Source organism: Micromonospora sp. CNZ285 (assembly GCF_004637285.1).
In genome coordinates, this window is sequence record NZ_SPQD01000001.1 from 5710429 (window position 1) to 5728779 (window position 18351).

At 74.6% G+C, this 18351-nt stretch carries 17 protein-coding genes; 8 read left to right on the plus strand and 9 right to left on the minus strand.

From position 1 onward, the window contains the following. Positions 1 to 73 precede the first annotated feature (73 nt). Entirely contained in the window at positions 74 to 1114 is a 1041-nt protein-coding gene (locus tag CLT75_RS26215) for a polyprenyl synthetase family protein (protein WP_135242898.1), read from the plus strand. Between the two features lie 137 nt (positions 1115 to 1251). On the opposite strand, the gene CLT75_RS26220 is transcribed toward CLT75_RS26215, so the two are convergent. Beyond that, positions 1252 to 2448: an MFS transporter gene (locus CLT75_RS26220; RefSeq protein WP_135242899.1), complete on the minus strand. Its 1197-nt coding sequence runs from the start codon at positions 2446 to 2448 to the stop codon at positions 1252 to 1254. 153 nt (positions 2449 to 2601) lie between these two features. Here CLT75_RS26220 and CLT75_RS26225 point away from each other — a divergent pair, with 153 nt between their 5' ends. Then, complete coding sequence (locus tag CLT75_RS26225) at positions 2602 to 3384, plus strand: IclR family transcriptional regulator (RefSeq protein WP_013283617.1); 783 nt, start codon at positions 2602 to 2604, stop codon at positions 3382 to 3384. A gap of 117 nt (positions 3385 to 3501) precedes the next feature. Here CLT75_RS26225 and CLT75_RS26230 read toward each other — a convergent pair whose 3' ends face one another. Next, entirely contained in the window at positions 3502 to 5628 is a 2127-nt protein-coding gene (locus tag CLT75_RS26230) for a PhoX family protein (protein ID WP_135242900.1), read from the minus strand. Between the two features lie 171 nt (positions 5629 to 5799). Between CLT75_RS26230 and CLT75_RS26235 the strand changes: the two genes are divergently transcribed. Then, complete coding sequence (locus tag CLT75_RS26235) at positions 5800 to 6369, plus strand: sigma-70 family RNA polymerase sigma factor (protein ID WP_013283619.1); 570 nt, start codon at positions 5800 to 5802, stop codon at positions 6367 to 6369. After that, complete coding sequence (locus tag CLT75_RS26240) at positions 6366 to 7055, plus strand: zf-HC2 domain-containing protein (protein WP_135242901.1); 690 nt, start codon at positions 6366 to 6368, stop codon at positions 7053 to 7055. The genes CLT75_RS26235 and CLT75_RS26240 overlap by 4 nt, the downstream gene beginning before the upstream one ends. Before the next feature lie 87 nt (positions 7056 to 7142). Here the strand turns inward: CLT75_RS26240 and rarD are convergent, their stop codons facing one another. The 4 genes from rarD to eccE all read right to left on the minus strand — a co-directional run bounded on the left by rarD (position 7143) and on the right by eccE (position 10927). Beyond that, positions 7143 to 8081: an EamA family transporter RarD gene (rarD, locus tag CLT75_RS26245; RefSeq protein WP_135242902.1), complete on the minus strand. Its 939-nt coding sequence runs from the start codon at positions 8079 to 8081 to the stop codon at positions 7143 to 7145. Beyond that, positions 8078 to 8566, minus strand: coding sequence for a GNAT family N-acetyltransferase (locus CLT75_RS26250; protein WP_135242903.1), 489 nt, complete (start codon positions 8564 to 8566; stop codon positions 8078 to 8080). Before CLT75_RS26250 ends, rarD begins: the two co-directional genes overlap by 4 nt. A gap of 104 nt (positions 8567 to 8670) precedes the next feature. Continuing rightward, positions 8671 to 9057: a phage holin family protein gene (locus CLT75_RS26255; protein ID WP_135242904.1), complete on the minus strand. Its 387-nt coding sequence runs from the start codon at positions 9055 to 9057 to the stop codon at positions 8671 to 8673. Between the two features lie 67 nt (positions 9058 to 9124). Continuing rightward, the gene (eccE, locus tag CLT75_RS26260) at positions 9125 to 10927 is read right to left on the minus strand and encodes a type VII secretion protein EccE (RefSeq protein ID WP_135242905.1); all 1803 of its coding nucleotides are present in this window, start codon (positions 10925 to 10927) and stop codon (positions 9125 to 9127) included. Between the two features lie 245 nt (positions 10928 to 11172). Between eccE and CLT75_RS26265 the strand changes: the two genes are divergently transcribed. Both CLT75_RS26265 and CLT75_RS26270 read left to right on the plus strand, forming a co-directional pair. Further along, complete coding sequence (locus CLT75_RS26265) at positions 11173 to 11490, plus strand: WXG100 family type VII secretion target (protein WP_018787788.1); 318 nt, start codon at positions 11173 to 11175, stop codon at positions 11488 to 11490. Positions 11491 to 11510: 20 nt separating this feature from the next. Next, complete coding sequence (locus CLT75_RS26270) at positions 11511 to 11804, plus strand: WXG100 family type VII secretion target (RefSeq protein ID WP_135242906.1); 294 nt, start codon at positions 11511 to 11513, stop codon at positions 11802 to 11804. A 119-nt stretch (positions 11805 to 11923) separates the two neighbouring features. Here the strand turns inward: CLT75_RS26270 and mycP are convergent, their stop codons facing one another. After that, the gene (gene mycP, locus CLT75_RS26275) at positions 11924 to 13147 is read right to left on the minus strand and encodes a type VII secretion-associated serine protease mycosin (protein ID WP_135242907.1); all 1224 of its coding nucleotides are present in this window, start codon (positions 13145 to 13147) and stop codon (positions 11924 to 11926) included. 152 nt (positions 13148 to 13299) lie between these two features. On the opposite strand from mycP, the gene CLT75_RS26280 reads away from it, so the two are divergent. Together CLT75_RS26280 and CLT75_RS26285 are read left to right on the plus strand one after the other, a co-directional pair. Beyond that, the gene (locus CLT75_RS26280) at positions 13300 to 16506 is read left to right on the plus strand and encodes an SseB family protein (protein ID WP_135242908.1); all 3207 of its coding nucleotides are present in this window, start codon (positions 13300 to 13302) and stop codon (positions 16504 to 16506) included. Then, on the plus strand, positions 16503 to 16868 hold the full coding sequence (locus CLT75_RS26285) for a hypothetical protein (RefSeq protein WP_114919301.1): 366 nt from the start codon (positions 16503 to 16505) through the stop codon (positions 16866 to 16868). The genes CLT75_RS26280 and CLT75_RS26285 overlap by 4 nt, the downstream gene beginning before the upstream one ends. A gap of 1 nt (position 16869) precedes the next feature. Here CLT75_RS26285 and CLT75_RS26290 read toward each other — a convergent pair whose 3' ends face one another. Both CLT75_RS26290 and CLT75_RS26295 read right to left on the minus strand, forming a co-directional pair. Next, complete coding sequence (locus CLT75_RS26290; RefSeq protein WP_135242909.1) at positions 16870 to 17802, minus strand: alpha/beta fold hydrolase; 933 nt, start codon at positions 17800 to 17802, stop codon at positions 16870 to 16872. A gap of 132 nt (positions 17803 to 17934) precedes the next feature. Further along, entirely contained in the window at positions 17935 to 18273 is a 339-nt protein-coding gene (locus tag CLT75_RS26295) for a hypothetical protein (protein ID WP_135242910.1), read from the minus strand. Positions 18274 to 18351: the final 78 nt, after the last annotated feature.

An 18351-nucleotide genomic window follows, 5' to 3' on the forward strand; every position in this document is an offset into this window, starting at 1 on the left:
GGGGGCCGGTACGCCGTGGCGTACCGGCCCCCGGCCCGTATCCCCGTCGACGAGCAGGTCGAACGGGTGTGGCATGGTTGAGGACGTGGCGAACCCGGCTGGCGAGCGTTCAGGTCAGTTCGGCGCGCTCGGCCTGCACCTCGCCGACCCGCGCGTCGAAGCGTCCGTGCTGGGCGTGCTCGACCGGGTCGAGACGAGCCTGCGGGCGAGCGTGGCGAGCGCCGATCCGCTGGTGACCGAGGCGTCCCGGCACCTGGTCGAGGCCGGCGGCAAGCGGTTCCGTCCGCTGCTGGTGGCGCTGGGCGCCCAGTTCGGCGACCCGGACGCCGACCAGGTCGTCCCCGCCGCGGTGGTGATGGAACTCACCCACCTGGCGACGCTCTACCACGACGACGTGATGGACGAGGCCGCCGTGCGTCGCGGCGCCCCGAGCGCCAACTCCCGGTGGACCAACTCGGTCGCCATCCTGGTCGGCGACTACCTCTTCGCCCGGGCCGCCGACATCGCCGCCGACCTGGGCCCCGAAGCGGTACGCCTGCAGGCGCGCACGTTCGCCCGGCTGGTGCACGGCCAGATCGCCGAGACGGTCGGCCCGCGCGACACCGACCCGGTCGCGCACTACCTGCACGTGATCGCCGAGAAGACCGGCTCGCTGATCGCCACCTCGGCCCGCTTCGGCGGCATGTTCGGCGGTGCGGCACGCGAGCACGTCGAGGCCCTGGCGGAGTACGGCGAGGTCATCGGTGTCGCGTTCCAGCTCTCCGACGACCTGCTGGACATCGCCAGCGAGTCGGTCCAGTCCGGCAAGACGCCCGGCACCGACCTGCGCGAGGGCGTACCCACCCTGCCGGTGCTCTACGCGCTGGCCTCCGACGACGCGGACGCGGCGAGCGTACGGCTGCGCGAGATCCTGGCCACCGGCCCGCTGGTGGACGACGCGCTGCACGCCGAGGCGCTCGGCCTGCTGCGGGAGTCGCCGGCGCTCAAGCGCGCCCGGGAGACGGTGCGCAGCTACGCCGAGGACGCCCGGGCCCGGCTGGCTCCGCTGCCCGAGGCCCCGGCGCGTCGCGCGCTGGAGTCGCTCTGCGACTACATCGCCGACCGCACCAGCTGACCCCCGCGCTGACCCCCCTCGCGCCGCCCTCACTCGCTCGGGCTCTCGTCGATCATGAGGTTGACGGTCGCCCATACGGCGTGTCGCGCCGCTAACTTCATGATCGTCGCGACGGGGCTCGGGGCCGACGCGGACGGTCAGGGAAGAGCGAGGGCGGGGGTGGGGCGTAGGAGGCGGGCGCCCAGCAGCATCAGGAAGGCGGCCAGGAGCATCGCTGCGGCGGCAATCAGCCACATCGCCGGGTAGCCCGCCGCTCCGGCCAGCGCGCCCAGGCCGAGCGGACCGAGGCAGCCGCCCGCGTACACCCCGGTCTGGGTGATCGAGGTGGCGGCGGCCGGGGCCTGCGGGTGGAGCCGGACCACGGCGAAGTTCATCAGCCCCGGCCAGGCCCAGCCGAGGCCGAAGCCGAGCACCACGCCCGCTACCAGCGGCGCCGAGCCGGCCACCGCGAGCAGGATCAGGCCGACCGAGCCGGTCAGCAGCATCGCGGCGATCAGCCCGACGTGCCCGCTGGTGCGCCGGTCGGCCAGCCAGCCGACGCCGACCCGGGCGAGCACGCACACCACGCTGCCCAGCGTCAGCGTCAGGCCGGCCAGGCCGGGGGAGAGGCCCCGCGCCGCCGCCGAGTCGACCAGGAACGTGCCGAGGGCGTTCGCCGCGGCGGCCGCTAGCGTCGCGGCCAGCCCGATCACCACGAGCGGGCCGGTGCCGCCCGGACGGCGACCGGAGGCGGTGCGGGCCCGCCGATCCCCTCCGGCCCGGGGTACGGCCGGCAGTACGGCGAGCGCGGCCACCGCGGCGGCCACGAAGGCCCAGCGCCAGCCGGCGGTGAGCGCGACAGTGGGTACCGCCAGACCGGCCAGCAGCGTGGCGGCCGGTACGGCGGCCTGCTTCACGCCGAACGAGAGGCCCTGCCGGTGGGCGGGTACGTGCTCGGCCAGCGCGGCGTTGCTGGCGAGCTGCCCGAGGGCGTTGGCGGCGGCGCTGAGGGCCAGCAGAGCCACCAGGACCGGGTACGAGCGGGCCAGCCCGGCCACCGCCAGCAGCGAGGCGGCGGAGAGCAGGATGGCGGTCCGGGCGACCGGGGCCGAGCCGAAGCGCTCGACCAGGGCGCCGGAGGGCACCGAGGCGAGCGCGCTCACGCCGAAGTAGATCGAGACGGCCAGGCCCAGCCCGGCCGGGCTGAAGCGGAGTTCGTCAGCGAGCTGGACGGCGAGCCCACCGACCAGGAAGACGGGCAGGACGCACACGATCGTGGTGAGGGTGGCGCCGGCGCCGACCGTGACGGCGTGCCGGGACGCCGGAGGGGCAGCTCGCGAAACTGTTTCAGTCATCGCGAGCACACCTTACGCCCGGACGTTTTGGCTGCTCATCGTGTCCGCCGACACACTGTCTGTGTCCGGTCTTCTGGCATCCTCCATCCGAACAGGCATTTCGCACTCGGCCGGTTTTTCATATGGTGTAAGTCCCCGGCGGCGGAGGTGGTTGTGCGCGACCCCTTGGCGGAACCTTCGGACCTGATCCGCAGCGTGTCCCGCGCGCTTCGAGTGCTCGAGTCGGTCGGCCGTGCGCCGAGAGGGCTCACCGTGAAGCAGATCGCCCGGCGCTGCGAGCTGACCGTCGCCACCACGTACCACCTGGTGCGCACGCTCGCGTACGAGGGCTACGTGATCCGGCGCGAGGACGGGACGTACATCGTGGGGTTGGAGGTGGCCGACCGCTACCGCGAGCTGGTCACCGCGTTCCGGGGGCCGCCGGCGGTCGGCGAGGCGCTGCGCCGCGCGGCGTCGGACACCGGCTGGAGCCACTACCTCGGCCGTTTCGTCGGCGGGCAGGTGGCGGTGACCGCGTCCGCTGAGGGGCCCCGCTCGCCCTACATGGAAGACCTGGTGCCGGGCTTCGACGAGGGCGCGCACGCCACCGCGCTGGGCAAGAGCCTGCTCGCCACGCTCACCACCGAACAGCGCTTCCGCTACCTGCGTGAGTACGGCATGCGCCCGTTCACCACAGCCACCCTCACCACCGTCGAGGCGTTCGAGGCGGACCTGGCCGCCGGTGACCGGCGCGGCATGCAGCTGGAGCTGGGGCAGTTCCGGCAGGGCGTGGCGTGCGCCGCGGTGCTGGTCAGCCCGGACAAGGACATCGAGCGCCGGGTGGTGCTGGCGTGCGCGCTGCCGGCCGGCGAGATGATGACCTCGGCCCGGGTGGTCCGCGCCAAGCTGCTCACCGCCGCGCGCGCCATCGCCGACGGGATCGCCTCCGAGAACTGACCCGCCGCGCGCCGATCCCCGCCGGGACCGCCTCGGAGAACTGACGAGGGGCCGCCGACCTGGTGGGTCGACGGCCCCTCGCGGGGCGGTCCAGCGCCGGACCGCCCCCGGGGTGGGTCAGCTACCGACCGGGCCGCCGTCGAGGCGCCAGGTGACCACCACGCCGGGCTTGGCGAAGTCGCCGTCCGGCCAGGTGGAGGCCGGGCTCTCCACCGACGCGCCGGAGACCTCGCCCGGGTGCTGCACGGCCACGAACACCGAACGGTTGTCACCGGTGATGAACGGGCCGCAGGTCTCCGCGCCGAGCGGCACGGTGAGGAACTGCTTCAGGTGGCCCCGCTCCGGACCCTCGACCGCGGTGGCGAACAGGCCGTCGTTGCTGCCCAGCGCGTTGCCGTCGGTCGAGATCCACAGGTTGCCGGTGGCGTCGAAGGCGACGTTGTCCGGGCAGGAGATCGGGGAGACCTTCGTCTTGTCGTACCCGGCGAAGTAGGTCGACGCGTCGGCCGGGTCGCCGCAGACGATCGGCAGCGACCAGGCGAAGGTCTCGGCGGTGTTGTCGCCGCGGTCCTCGACCAGCTCCAGGATCTGCCCGTGCTTGTTGCTGTTGCGCGGGTTCGCCTCGTCGGCGGGCGCCTTGCCGGCCTTGCCGCGGTCGCTGTTGTTCGTCAGCGCCACGTAGACCTTGCCGGTGAGCAGGCTCGGCTCGACGTCCTCGGGCCGGTCCATCTTCGTCGCGCCGACCTTGTCCCCGGCCAGCCGGGTGAAGGTGAGCACGTCCGCGGCGGTCATGCCGTCGACGTACGAGTGGTTGCCGCTGACCAGCTTGATCCAGCGGCCGCGGCCACCGAACCCGCCGTCGGCCGGGAGCGTGCCGGAACCGTCGATCTCGGCGGCCGGGCTGTCGCCCTCGATCTTCGCGACGTAGAGCGTGCCCGACTCCAGCAGCGTCAGGTTGTGCCGCCGCGCCACCGAGGACTTCCCCGGCATGAACTTCTTGTCCGAGACGAACTTGTAGAGGTAGTCGAAGCGCTCGTCGTCGCCCATGTACGCGACCACCCGGCCGTTGCGCGCCACGATGACGTTCGCGCCCTCGTGCTTGAACCGGCCCAGCGCGGTGTGCTTGCGCGGCTTGGCCTGCGGGTCGAACGGGTCGATCTCGACGACCCAGCCGAACCGGTTCGCCTCGTTGGGGTGCCGGGCCAGGTCGAAGCGCTCGTCCGCCCGCTCCCACTTGCGGCTGCCGCTGGGGTGGCGCACGTCGGTCGGGATGCCGTACCGGGCCAGCTTCGGCTTCTGCTCCTCCGGCGCGCCGTCGCCGCCGACGAAGTACTGGTTGAAGTTCTCCTCGCCGGAGAGCACGGTGCCCCACGGGGTGACGCCACCGGCGCAGTTGTTGAGCGTGCCGATCACCGTTCGGCCCTTCGGGTCGGCGGCGGTACGCAGCCACGCCGAGCCGGCGGCCGGGCCGGTCAGCTCGAACTTCGTGGCCAGCGCCGTGACCCGGCGGTTGTACTCGCGCCGGCCACGCCGTACCGGCCGCCACTGCCCGGTGTTCTCCACCCGCTCCAGCTCGACCACAGACATGCCGTGGGCGGCCATCGCCACCCGTACCTGCTCCACTGTGAGCGCGTCCTGGCTGGTGAAGCCGGGGAACATCAGGTCCTCGTTCGTGTACTCGTGGTTGACCACGAGCAGCGCGCGCCGCCTGTCGATCGGCAGCACCCCGACGAAGTCGTTGTTGTAGCCGAACTGCTTGGACTGAGCGGCGGCGGTCTGCCGGCCGAGGCTGAACGCGGGCGCGCCGGGCACGACCTCGTCACCCCAGCGGATCACCACGGAGTGGTCGTACCCGTTGGGGACCACGAGGGTGTCGAGCTTGTTCGGCGGGATCGGCTTGAACGTCAGCGCGCCGCTACCAGGGCGGCCCGCGCCGGCGGGCGGCACCTCGCCGCCGCCGGGAACCGGCGGTGCGGCGGGTGCGGCGGCGGCCGGCGCGGCGCCGGTCAGCGCGCCCGCGGCGGCGCCGCCGAAGCCGAGAACCAGCGCGCCGACCGCGCCGGCCCGGACCACGCCGCGCCGGGAGATCTCGGTGTCGACCAGGTCGCCGAAGTACGGGTTGTCGGTCGGGTTCGGCACCGGGTGGTCACACGCGTTGCCGCACCGGTACAGACAGGTCATCGCGTCGCGACTGCCGTGGCGGGTGCCACCCAGCAGCGGAAGCAGGCGAGGCCGGTCGCTCATGAGGTGAAGCCTCCTGATCTCAACGTCGGGAAGGCGCACGGGCGAGACGGCCCGGGCGCTCACCCGCCGGACGCTGCCAGGGCACGGTGAGCGGGGATCGGCCCGGACCTGAACCGGACGTGAACAGCTCCGCGTTGACCTGCGGATGAACCGTTCGGCGTCACGGCACGTATGGAAGGGCGAACGCATCGCCGGTTTCCCCGCCGCCGGAAGCGAGGTACCGCCATCAGCGACCACGACGCCCAACTGCTGCGCGCGCTGCACGACGAGCATGCCGACGCGCTGTACGCGCACGCCCTGCGGCTCGTCAACGGCGATCGGCCCCGCGCCGAGGACCTGGTGCAGGAGACGCTGCTGCGCGCCTGGCGGCACCCCGAGTCGCTGGACCCGCGGCGCGGCTCGGTACGCGCCTGGCTGTTCACCACCGCGCGGAACCTCGCCATCGACGCCTGGCGGCGGCGCTCGGCCCGGGTCGGCGAGGTCTACACGGACGAGCTGCCCGAGACCGCCGAGACGGTCGACGAGACGGAGCGTGCGGTGGAGGCGTGGACCGTCGCCGAGGCGCTCAACCGGCTCAGCCCGACCCATCGGGAAGTGCTGGTCGAGTGCTTCTACCAGGGGCGTTCGGTGGCGGAGGCGGCGGCGCGGCTGGGCGTACCACCGGGGACGGTGAAGTCGCGTACCCACTACGCGCTGCGCTCACTACGGTTGGCGCTGGCCGAGATGGGGGTGACCGGGTGACAGGCTGCGAGTTCGCGCACGACGACGGGGCGTACGTGCTCGGTGCCCTCGCCCCGGCGGACCGGGTCGCCTACGAGCGGCACCTGGCCGGGTGCGCGCAGTGCCGGGAGGCGGTGGCCGAGATCGCCGTGCTGCCCGGCCTGCTGGGTCGGCTCGACCCGGCCGGGCTGGAGCAGTTCCTGGAGGTCGGGCCGGCGGCGTCGCGGGTGCCCGCGCTGCTCGACGCCGCGCGCGAGCGCAAGCGCCGCGAGCGGTCCCGCTCCCGCCGACGGTACGCGCTGACTGCGCTCGCCGCCGCCGCGCTCGCGGTGCTGGCGGGCGTCGGCGTGGGACTCGTGCAGTCGCCGGCCGAGCCGACGAAGCCGCCGGTGGCGCTGGCCTCGATGCGGCCGGTGGCCGGGACGGTGCCGGTGCACGCCGAGGTGGGGCTGACCGAGACGCCGTGGGGCACCGAGGTCACCATGCACTGCGGATACGACAGGCGGGCCGGGCACCGGGAGGCGTACACGTTCCGGCTGGTGGCGCACGGCCCGGACGGCGCGACGGAGCAGATCGGCTCGTGGCTCGCCGCTCCCGGTGACGACCTGCGCTTCTCCGGCGTCACCCGCTTCACCAAGGGCGAACTGGTCCGCCTGGAGTTGCTCCGAGGAACAAACGCCCCCGTCCTGGCCTACGACCTCCGCTGACCTGGCCCTCCCTCTCCCCGTTGATCTTGCACTTGTGGCCCTCGGCGCGGATGGTTCGCCCCTTTCGCCGGGGCAGCAAGCGCAAGATCAGCGAGACGGGGTGGGGGTGGAGGCCGGCATGGGGACGGCTGGGGTGCGGGCGGCCTGGCGGGTGCGGTGGGAGTGGCGCAGGGCGTCGGCGGTGAAGACCACCAGGGCGAGCCAGACCAGGGCGAAACCGGCCAGCCGGGCCGGCGGCATCGGCTCGTGGAAGATCAGCACGCCGCAGCCGAGCTGGAGGATCGGCGCGAGGTACTGCAGCATGCCGACAGTGGACAGCGGCAGCCGGTTCGCCGCCCCGGCGAACAGCAGCAGCGGGATCGCGGTGGCGGCCCCGGCCAGCACCAGCAGCGCGGTGTGCCCGGCCGATACGTGCCCGAACGTCGAGTCGCCGCGCGCCGACAGCCACCCCAGGTACGCCATCGCGGGCAACGCCAGCACCGCCGACTCGACGAACAGCCCTTCCGTGGCGGGCAGCGCGAGCCGCTTCTTGACCAGCCCGTACCCGGCGAAGCTGAACGCCAGGGTGAGCGCCAGCCAGGGCAGACGGCCGTAGTCGACGGTGAGCACCGCGACCGCGAGCGCGCCCACGCCGAGCGCCGCCCACTGGGCCCGGCGCAGCCGTTCCCGCAGCACCAGCACGCCGAACAGCACGGACACCAGCGGGTTGATGAAGTAGCCGAGCGCCGTCTCCACCACCCGGTCGGAGTTGACGCCGTAGATGTACGTACCCCAGTTGACGGCGATCAGCGCGGCGGCGAGCCCGATGCCGGCGAGCGCCCGGGGCCGCCGGGCCAGCTTGCGCAGGAAGCCGGCGTGCCGCGTGGCGGCCAGCAGCAACGCCACGAACGCCACCGACCAGAGGATCCGGTGCGCGAGGATCTCCACCGGCCCGGCCGGGCGCAGCAGCTTCAGGTAGATCGGGAAGAAACCCCAGATCAGGTACGCGCCGACGCCGTACAGGTAGCCGAGCCGGAGCTGGTTCACCGCTCCACCGTAAGTGGTGGATCCTTGTCTTGGTCCTTATCGGTGACCGGCGTCACCCGCTGATCCAGCTCCATCCACCGATCCGCTGCGACCGGCCGGAAGCCGATCTTCGCGTAGACCCCGTGCGCGTCGAGCGTGGCGAGCAGGATCCGGCGTACGCCCAGCTCGCTCAGGTGGTCGCGGACCGCGCCGGTCAGCCAGGTGCCCAGCCCGCCACCGCGCTCGGCGGGGTCCACGTACACGTCGCACAGCCAGGCGAACGTGGCCCCGTCGGTGACCACCCGGGCGACAGCGACCTGCCGACCGTCACCCGGCCGGTAGACGCCGAAGCCGATCGAGCCAACGAACGCGCGCGCGACAGTCTCCCGCTCCCGCCCCAGCGCCCAGTACGCGTCGGTGGAGAGCCAGGCGTGCACCCGGTCCAGGTCGAACCGGTCCGGGTCGGTGCTGATCTCGTAGCCGTCCGCGCGGGTCACTGTGAACACGCGGCCGAGGCTAGTGCCACCGCCCCGCCCTCTCGCCAGCCAATTCCCTACTGCTGGCCTGGTGAGCCCGGCCGGCCGCCGTGGCGACCGGCCGGGGCCCGGCGTCAGTCGCGGTCGAGGACGGCGCCGAGGATCCAGGTGACGATGCCGACGAACAGCGCGCCCAGCACCGCCTCCGGCCAGAACCCGTCCACGTGGAAGGGCAACCCCGCCTCACCGGCGATCCAGCTGGTGAGCAGGAAGAGCAGGCCGTTCACCACGAGCGCGATCAGGCCGAGGGTCAGCAGGTAGAAGCCGCACCCCACGGTCTTGATGATCGGCTGGAGCACCGCGTTCACCACACCGAAGATGACCGCGACGAGCACCAGCGTGATCACCGTCTCGGTGGCCGAGTCGGAGTCGAGCGAGATGCCCGGGATGAGCAGGGTGGCGAACCAGAACGCCACCGCCGTCGAACCCACGCGAATCAGAAGACCCTTCAGGAAATCCATGGCCGGGATCGTGCCACGGCCGTACCACCAGGGGAAGGCTCGACCTGGCACGCGGCGGTGCGGTTCGTCAGTGCCGGGCCGGGCGACCGACCAGTTGCGACTCGACGGGCGTGGGCGAGAGCAGCGCCCAGCGCAGGGCCCGCCGGTTGACCACCGCGACCATGTCGTCCCGGATCCGGGTCAGCCACTCCGCGGAGCCGCCCAGGCCCAGCGCCGCGCCCGCCAGCGCGGCCTCGTCCGGGTCGAGCGGCTGGAGGATCGCCAGGTCCGCGCGGGCCAGCGCCTGCGTGTCGGCCGGGGTCAGCTCGTCGCGGACCACCAGGACCGACTGCCAGGCGGCGGCCGGGCCGGCCTCCGGCGGCACCGGGCCGGCGTCCACCACCACCAGCAGCGGGTGCAGCGGCGAACCGGGCGCGCCGCCGACCGGACGACCCGGCGGAAGCAGCGGTACGCCGCCACCGAGCGTCCCGACACCGCGTACGAACGGCTCCCAGAACCGGGGACGGCCGGTCTGCACCACCACGCGCGCGCCGAGCGCCAGCGCCCGCAGCACGAGCAGTTGCGCCGCGGCCACGCCGCCGACGAGCAGCACCCGGGTCGTGGCCGGGCGGAACAGGCGGACGGTGAGCGCGGCGCCGTGCCGGTTCGCGCCCACCATCAGGCCGGCGGTGGCAGGCGGCAGGTCCAGCGCGGGTGGGGGCGACCCGGCCGGGGACGCGGCCCCGCCGGTCACCGCCAGCGGCAGCGTGGCCGCCAGCCCGGCCAGGTGCTCACCGTCGAGCCGGCGCAGTTCGCCGCCGACGTCACCGGCGACCCGGCGCAGCGTGCGTTCCGCGGTCGACAGCTCGGCCGCGCTCCCGGCCGCCACCCGTACCGCCAGCTCGGCCGGGACCGGCGTCGCGCCGATGCGCGGACCGGCGGTGAGCGCGACGGTGGTGGCGGTGGCCGGCAGCGCGAGCAGCCGTCCCACCAGCCCGCGGGCCGGCTCGCCGCGCGGATCCGGCCACCGCCGCAGCCGCCAGGTGGCCTGCGCCAAGCCGCCGACGGCGAGCAGCGGCCAGGTCTCCCGCACCGGGGCGCCGGGCTCGTGGTGGGCCAGTTCGGCGATCACCCGCAGCGCCGCGTCGCCGCCGAGCGGCCGTGCGGTGAGCGGGCCCAGCCGGCGGACGAGCCGCCGCAGGGTGCCGGACAGCGCCCGCAGCAGATCCTCGTCCGGCCAGCCGTCGGCGCGCAGCACCTGGACGGCCAGCACCACGCGGGTCCGCCCGGCCACCCGGCCGTCGGTGAGCTGGCGGTACGACGTACCCGCCGGGCCACCCGCGACGGCGGGCGCGGGTGCGGGCGACGCCGAGAACACCAGCTGCAACCGGATCGCGGGGGCGTCCGGGCCGGCCGGGGGAAGCAGGTCGAAGGGCGTGGGCAGCTCGGGCGCGTGGTCGCCGAGCAGGTCGTCCGGGTCGCCCAGCTCCAGCAGCGCGGTCAGGCCGGCGGCGTCGTGCACCACCGCCGCGCCGCCGGACGCCTCGGTCGCGCCGACCACCGCGCCCGGCCGGAGCAACTCCAGCAGCGCCGCCGGCTCGGCCGCCGCCGGCAGGGCGCGGCGCCGGGTCAGGTACGCGGCGGCGGTGACGAGCCACTCGTGCAACCAGCGGCCACGCACCCGCACCCAGGCGGCCGGCAGCAGCAGGGCCGTCGCCAGCAGCGAGACGGCCGTCGGCACGACACCTCGCCCGGCGGCCGCGACCAGCACCGCCACCGCGACCTGGGTCGCCACGATCTGACCGGCGCGCAGCCGCGCTGCCGGTCGGCTCGTCCACTGTGGGGCCCGGACCGGGACGGACGCGGGCCGCTCCAACGTACTGGCGGTCACCGAACCTCCTCGCCGGGCCTCCGCGTGACGCTGCCGTGGCTCATCGTAGTGGGCGAGTTGTCCACAGGGGAGCCCGAAGGGGTAGCAGAACCGAAGTCGGACGGCTACCGTCAGCGACGAAATCGTCGAGTTGCGTGTCCGCCGCCGCCGGGCTTCCCTCTCCACCGGCCCCGGACCCCCGCCGACGAGTCCACGGTGGTCACACGGTGGCCAGCCACGACCGAGGAGACGAGGTGACGTCCGGGATGTCCCAGACCCAGGCAGAAGCCGCGGTGATGCAGCAGACCGCCGCGAAGTTCGAGCAGGTCGACCAGTCGCTCCAGACCATGCTCAGCGGCCTGATGGCCGAGCTGGAGGTGTTGCAGCAGGCCTGGCGGGGCGCCGGTGGGCGCTCGTTCGCGCAGGTCAAGCAGCAGTGGGCGCAGGATCAGGCCGCCCTCCAGCGGGCGCTGCGCGAGACCGCCACCGCGATCCGCAGCGCCGGCCGCCACTACGACGTCTCCGACACCGAGGCCGCCGGCCGGGTGGCGGGCACCAACCGCGGCATCCAGCTGCCTCTCTGACAACCGGAAGGATCGAACTCATGGAGCACGGTGTGCTGGTCGTCAACTTCGCCGCCCTGCAACAGGCGGGCGCCGACATCCAACGGGCCCTGTCCACCCTGGAGAGCCAGCTCGGTCAGCTCGAACGCGACGCCGCCCCGCTGGTGGCGAGCTGGAACGGCGAGGCCCGCGAGGCGTACGAGGTGCGGCAGTCCCGGTGGCGGGCCGCCTCGCAGGACCTCCAGGCGATGCTGCGCGACATCAAGCTCGCCGTGGAGGACTCCGCGGCCGACTACCTCGACACCGAGAAGCGCAACGCCAACCTGTTCCAGTGAACCGACGCCGCGCGGCCCGGGGCAGGTGATCCGGGCCGCGCGGCGTCGCGTTGTGACCCGTGGTCGCGCGCCTTCGTACGCGATCCGTGGTCACGCGCGGTGCCGCACGCGACCCGCTGTCATCTCGGCGCGACAGTGCCGGCCGGGTCGGCCGCCCGCCACCGCCGACGTGCGCCGCGCGGCAGCACCAGGGCGAGCGCCGCCACCAGTGCCACCGCCCCGCCCGCCACGGCGGCGGCCAGCAGTGCCCGGCCCCGGGCCGAGTCCCGGCGGGACTGGCGGGCCAGCGCGGCCGGATCCGGGCGGTCCTCGGGAAGCGCGGCAGCCGGCCGGGTACGGGAATCCGCCGCGCCGGCCGACTCGGTCACCGCCCGGTACGGGTTCAGCACCCCCGCGCCGTAGCCCGCGTCCCGCCCCGGCGCCGGGTCGGCGGCGGCCACGATCCGCCCGGCCACCTCGTCCGCGCTCAGCCGGGGCCGGTACTGGCGCAGCAACGCCGCCGTACCCGCCACGAACGGGGTGGCGTAGCTGGTCCCCTCCGCCCGCTGGTGCCCCGACCGGGGCGCCGCCATCAGCACCTCGCTACCAGGGGCGACCACGTCCACGTACGAGCCGGTCTGGGAGAACGCCGAGCGTGTCCCGTCCCGCCCGATCGCACCGACGCCGAGCACCCCGTCGTACGCCGCCGGGTACAGCCGGGGATCACCGTTGTCGTGCAGGTTCCCGGCGGCGGCCACCACGACCACGTCCCGCCGCACCGCGTAGGCGACGGCGGCGCGTACCGCCGGGTCGTCCGCGTACAGGACCACCGAGAGGTTCAGCACGTCGGCGTCGTGGTCCACGGCCCAGCGGATGGCCCGGGCGAACCCGGCCGCGTCGACCGTACGCCCCGACTCCCGCCCCTCGACCACCTGCTGCTCGCTGACCCGTACCGGCAGGATGCGCGCGTCCGGCGCGAGGCCGCGGAACGCGACGCCCGGCTGCGGGGCGGCGGCGATGATGCTCGCCACCCCGGTGCCGTGGCCGGCGCAGTCCCGGGTGCCGTCCCCGCCCCGGTCGAGGAAGTCGGCGCCGTCGAGAACCCGGCCGGCCAGCTGCGGGTGGGACCGGTCCACTCCCGAGTCGACCACCGCGACCACGATCCCGGTGCCCGTCGCGAGCGGGGTGAGCCGGTCCGGGGCGTACCGCTGCTGCGGCCACGGCTGGTCCGCCACCGGGCGGGCCGGCGCGGGCGGCGAGGCGCAGCCGGCGGGTGCGCGAGCCGCCGCCGGAGCGGCCGGAACCGCCGTGACGAGGAGCGTCGCCAGGGCGGCCACGGCGGGGTACGCGACTGGCCGAGACATCGACGACCTCCGTAACGTGTCGGCTCCGGAACGGGATGTTATCGGCTCGCTGACGTCGAGGCCGACCGTCGATGGCCAGAAGTCCTGATCTTGTTGCCACCTTGTAGGTTGTAGGCGATGCCTGTGGCCTGTTCGCGGAAGGAGAGGTGGCCGTGACCGGATGGGAGCCGGCCACCGAGGCCGAGGTGGCGATGCGGGACGCGCTGCGCGCGCAGGACCAGCAGCAGTACTTCCGGGTGCTGACCCGTGTCGATCTCCTGCTTCCGGTCGCGAGCGGACCGACCGCCGGATGGGGCACCTGGACCTCCGGGGGTCGCACCCACGTGCTGGCCTTCACCTCCGTCGCCGCGCTGCGCGCGAGCCTCGGGGAGAACGCGGGGCCCACCCGCCGCGTCCCCTACCCGGATCTGGCCACCGGCTGGCCCAACCCCGAGTGGTGGCTGGCGGTCAATCCCGGCCTGCCGATCGAGGGCTACCTGCCCGCCTGGTACGTGGCTCAGCTCTCCCGGGGCGACGTCCGGCTCCCCGGCCGCACCATGGGCGCCCGCGCCCGGCTGGAACGGGTGGAGAACGCCACCCGGGGAGCCCGGAACACGGTGCCCGAGGCCGCGCCCCGCCCGCCTGCTGTTCCCGTTCCACCGGCCGCCGTCACGCCCGCGCCGGTGCCCCATGCCGTCGTCCCGCCGGCCGCTGTTCCGCCACCGGCTGTGCCGCCGCCCGCGATGCCGCCACCGGCCGTGCCGCCGGTCGCCGGTGCGCCGGGCCGGGACGAGCGGCCGATGGAGGCCGGCGAGCCGCCCACGGTGCCGATGCGCGCCGCCTCGGTCCTGGGGCGACGGCTGCCCACCGTGCCGCCCCGCCGCCGAGGGCCGGACGGCGACGTCCCGAGCCGGACCGCTCCCGGCACCGAGCCGGAGACGGACGCCCTCGACGGCTGGCTCACCGACCTGCGCCGCCGCCCGGACGAGCCGGACCCCTTCGCCGCCGCCCCGGCGGCACCCGCCGACGAGCCACCGGCCGCCGCCGCTCCGCCGCCGGCCCGCTCCTTCTTCGAGCCCTCGTCCGGTGGCCGCTCGGCCCGTCGCCCGTCGCCGCTGGACCCGTCGCGCCGGGCCGGTGAGCGTGCCGCCCCGCCGACCCGGTTCGCCGGCGGGCAGCCGTTTCCGCGCCGACGGCCGCTGAACGAGCCGGTACGCGAGGGCCCGACCCAGGCCTTCACGACACGGACGGACGAGCCGTCGACCGTGCCCCGGTCGGAGGAGGCCACCCAGGCGTTCCGGCCGACCCGCCCGTCCGAGGACGCGACCGAGGCGCTGCCCCGGCGGCACACCGGCCCGGCCCCGACCGCGCACACCGCACCGGCCTCTGCGGCGCAGGCCGGACCGGCCACCGCCGCGCACGTCGGACCGGCCACTGCCGACGGGTGGGGGGCCGCGCCGGGCAGGTCGAAGGGCGACACCGCGGGGTGGGAGATGATCGACGAGCCGGTGGAGGAGTTGCCTCCGTCGATCGCCGAACCGGTGTCCGCACCGCCCTCGTCGCGCCGCGACTTCACACCGATCGTCATCGAGGGCACCGTCATCGAGGCCCGCGACCTGACCGAGCCGGAGCCGGTCTGGTCCGCGCAGCCGACCGGCCCGGTGCGCGCGGAACCGGCCGAGGCCGGGCCCTGGGCCGGCACCGCCGACCCGACGATGCCGCTCTCCGTGGACCCGCCGGTCGCCGACGACACGGTGAACCTCGCCGAGCCCGCGCCGACCCACCTCGGCGCGCCGGACCGGAGCGCGGAGCCCGACGAGTCGACGGTGTCGCTCGCGTCGGCGTCCGAGCCCACGACGTCGCTGTTCGAGTCGCCGCCGCAGGCAGCGGAGCCGACGACGGCACTGTTCGAGTCGCCGGCACCGGCAGCGGATTCCACGGCGCCGTTGTTCGCGTCGTCGTCGGCTGAGCCGACCGTCTCGCTGTTCGACCGGGTGCCGGCCGAGCCGACAGCGCCGCTGACCGGTCCGGTTGAGGGCGAGCCGACGGTGTCGCTCGCCTCGGTGTCCGAGCCGACGACGTCGCTGTTCGAGGCGTCGTCCTCGGCAGGTGAGGCCACAGCGCCGCTGTTCGCGTCGTCGGCTGAGCCGACCGTCTCGTTGTTCGACCCGGCGTCGGCCGAGCCGACGGCGCCGCTGACCGGTCCGGCTGAGGGCGAGCCGACCGCGCCGCTGACCACGTCGCCGGCTGAGGCTGAGCCGACGGTGTCGCTCGCGCCGGCGGAGCAGCCGACCGTGTCCCTCTTCGAGCCGGCAACCAGCGACGACGAACCGGTCACCGCGTCGCTGTTCGCGTCCAGCGACGCGACCGTCGCGCTGTCCGAGCCCGCGGCACCCACCACGACAGACGACCCGGCGGCCGCCGAGTTCGTACCGGCGAACGACGTCGAGGAGGACCTGCTGGCCGCCGCGGGCAGCGGCAGCACCGACGGTTTCCTCACCACGCTGCTGCTGGCCCGGGTGCTGCTGCCGGTCGCGCCCGACTCGGCCGCCGGCAGCCGGCCGGGCGACCCCGGCTTCGTCTGGCACGCCGACCAGGTCGACGGCGAGAGGTGCGTCTCGGTCTACACCTCGCCGGAACGCCTGGCCGAGCACACCGAGGGCCAGATCGAGACGGTACGGGTCAAGTTCGTGCAGCTCATCCGCAGATGGCCGGACGTGGCCTGGTCGTTCCGGGTGAACCCGGGCAGCCCGGTCGGTGCGGCGTACCCGGGGGAGCAGGTCCTCGCGCTCGCCAACTGGGCGGCCGAGGTGGGCCTCGGTGACGACCTGGAGCCGGCGGCCGCGCCGCAGCCGGCGGAACGACAGCGCCGGGAGGCGCCCACCATCGCCGCGAACCGGCCGGTGGCCATGCAGAAGGCGATCGCGGCGAGCCAGCTCGCGTACTACCTGGAGCGTGGCTACGACCGGGTCTCCGGATTCGTGCACCGGGCCGAGGAGCTGGCGCATCTGCGTACCCCGGCGGAGCTGTACGGCGCGCTCGGGCTCGGCCACCCGGGCTCGCCGTTCTCCCCGGACGACGAGGAGATCTACCTGCTGCGCTGGCCCGCCTACCGGCCGAGCCTCTACCGGATCCCGTACGGCGGCCCGAACGAGGCGGCGATGCGGGCGATGGAGGGCTGGGTGATCGAGCGGCCCCCGTTCCGCGGCAACGGCTTCGCGCCGGGGGAGAGCAGCGACGTGATCGCCGAGTTCAAGGTGGACAGCGCCCGGCTCCCGCACGGTGCCGAGCTGTGGCGGGTCGGCGCGGACGGCGACAGCAGGCTGGTCGCGGTCCTGGACACCGACGAGCTGCTGTGGCGCAAGGCGGACGAGGCGTGACCCGCGACGGCTACGTGGCGCGCTGGCGGGGCCGGGAGTACCAGGCCAGCCCCGACGGCGACGACATCCGCCTGTACCAGCCGGGCCCGGACGAAGGATTCACCGAGGTACGCCCCGGCCGGTACGTCCGGGTGGTGCCGGCCGCCGAGGTCGACGATCTGGCGTACGTGCGGACCACCTGCACCTGGCAGGGGCAGCCGTTCATCGTGCTGGCCGAGCACGAGGGGTGGCTGCGGCTGGAGTACACCGGTGGGCGCTGGCCGGTGGCCGAGGCGATGGGGCTGGAGGCGTTCGACTTCGGCGTCTACCAGGGCTGGGCGCCGGCGGCCGAGGTGGCCGACCTGGGCGAGCAGCGGGTCTGAGTCAGGACTTCGCCCAGCGCAGGATCTCGCCGAGCACCAGGTCGCGCGCCTCCACGTGCGGGAAGTGGCCCACGTCGTCGAGCAGCCGCCACTCGTACGGGGCGGTGACGTAGCGGCCGGAGCCCTGGGCGGTACGGGGAAGCGAGGCCCGGTCGAGGGCGCCGTGCAGTTGCAGGGTCGGCGTGACCAGCGGCTTCTGCATCAGCTTCACGAAGCGGTAGCCGTGCAGCCGCAGCACCGAGCGGAACGCCCAGCGGTAGCCCTCCATCGCGCAGAACGCGGCCTGCGGGATCTGCATCGCCACCCGGCAGCAGTGCGCGTAGTCGGCGAAGTCGGGGCCGGACACCCAGCGCGGCCCGCCCCACCGGCGCAGGATCTCCTCCACCTCGGCGGCGTCGTCGCGGGTCAGCACGTGCTCGTAGCGGGGAAGCTGGAACTTCAGCGTCGCGGTGGCCGAGGTGAACTGGCCGCGCGGGTCGGCGACGATTGCGGCCCGCAGCCGCAGCGGGTGCGGCGCGCCGAGCACCACGAGCCGCCGGACCAGGGTCGGGTGGAAGGAGGCGGCGGTCCAGCCGATCAGCCCGCCCGCGCCGGTGCCGACAACGGTGGCGGATCGTTCGCCGAGGGCCCGGATCAAGCCGGCGACGTCGGCGGCGAGCGTGTAGCCGTCGTACCCCCGGGGTGGTTTGTCGCTCGCGCCGTAACCGCGCAGGTCGACCGCGACCGCCCGGAAGCCCGCGTCGGCGACCGCCGGCAGCATCTCGTGCCAGGCGTACCAGTATTCGGGGAAGCCGTGCAGGAAGAGCACCATCGGACCGGTGCCCGCCTCGACGACGTGGAACCGGCTGCCGTTGGCGCCGACGAACCGGTGCGTCCACGGCCCTTCGGGCAGGACGCAGGAGTCGTCGACGGGTCCGCCGCGCTGGTCGGTCATGGGGCACAGCCTAGGGCCGCCGGTCGCCCACCGGGCCCGCAGGTGGACAGGATCAGGGAATTCTCCGGGCGGTCACCCGGAACCGCGCACCGGGGCCGCTTCCCGGCGTGGTGAGCGGTCTGCCACCGGCTGTCACTCCTCGATGATCCGCATGGGGATGCCCGGTCCGCAGTCGACGGAACGGTCCCGCGCGGTGAGCCGCAGCGTGACCAGGTCGCCCTTGCGCAGCTCGCCGGCGTTCGGGCCGTACACCGCGTACTCCGTGCCGTTCTCGTCGATCAGCCCGTAGCACGGCCCGGAGCCGCCCCGGGTGATCCAGCCGGCGACGACGCCCGTCGGCCGGTTGTCGGTCGGCGTCTTCGGCGGCCCGGCGGGCCGCCGAAGCGTCGGCAGGTCGGTGGCGGACAGCGGGGTGGGGCGACCGGCGGGCGAGGCGGGGCCGCTGGCGGCCGGCTGGTGGTCGTCGGACACGGATCCTCCGTCTCGGCCGCGCCGCCGATCAGCGCCATCGCGGGGGGCGGCCGGCAGCGTGGTGCGGGTGTCGAACGG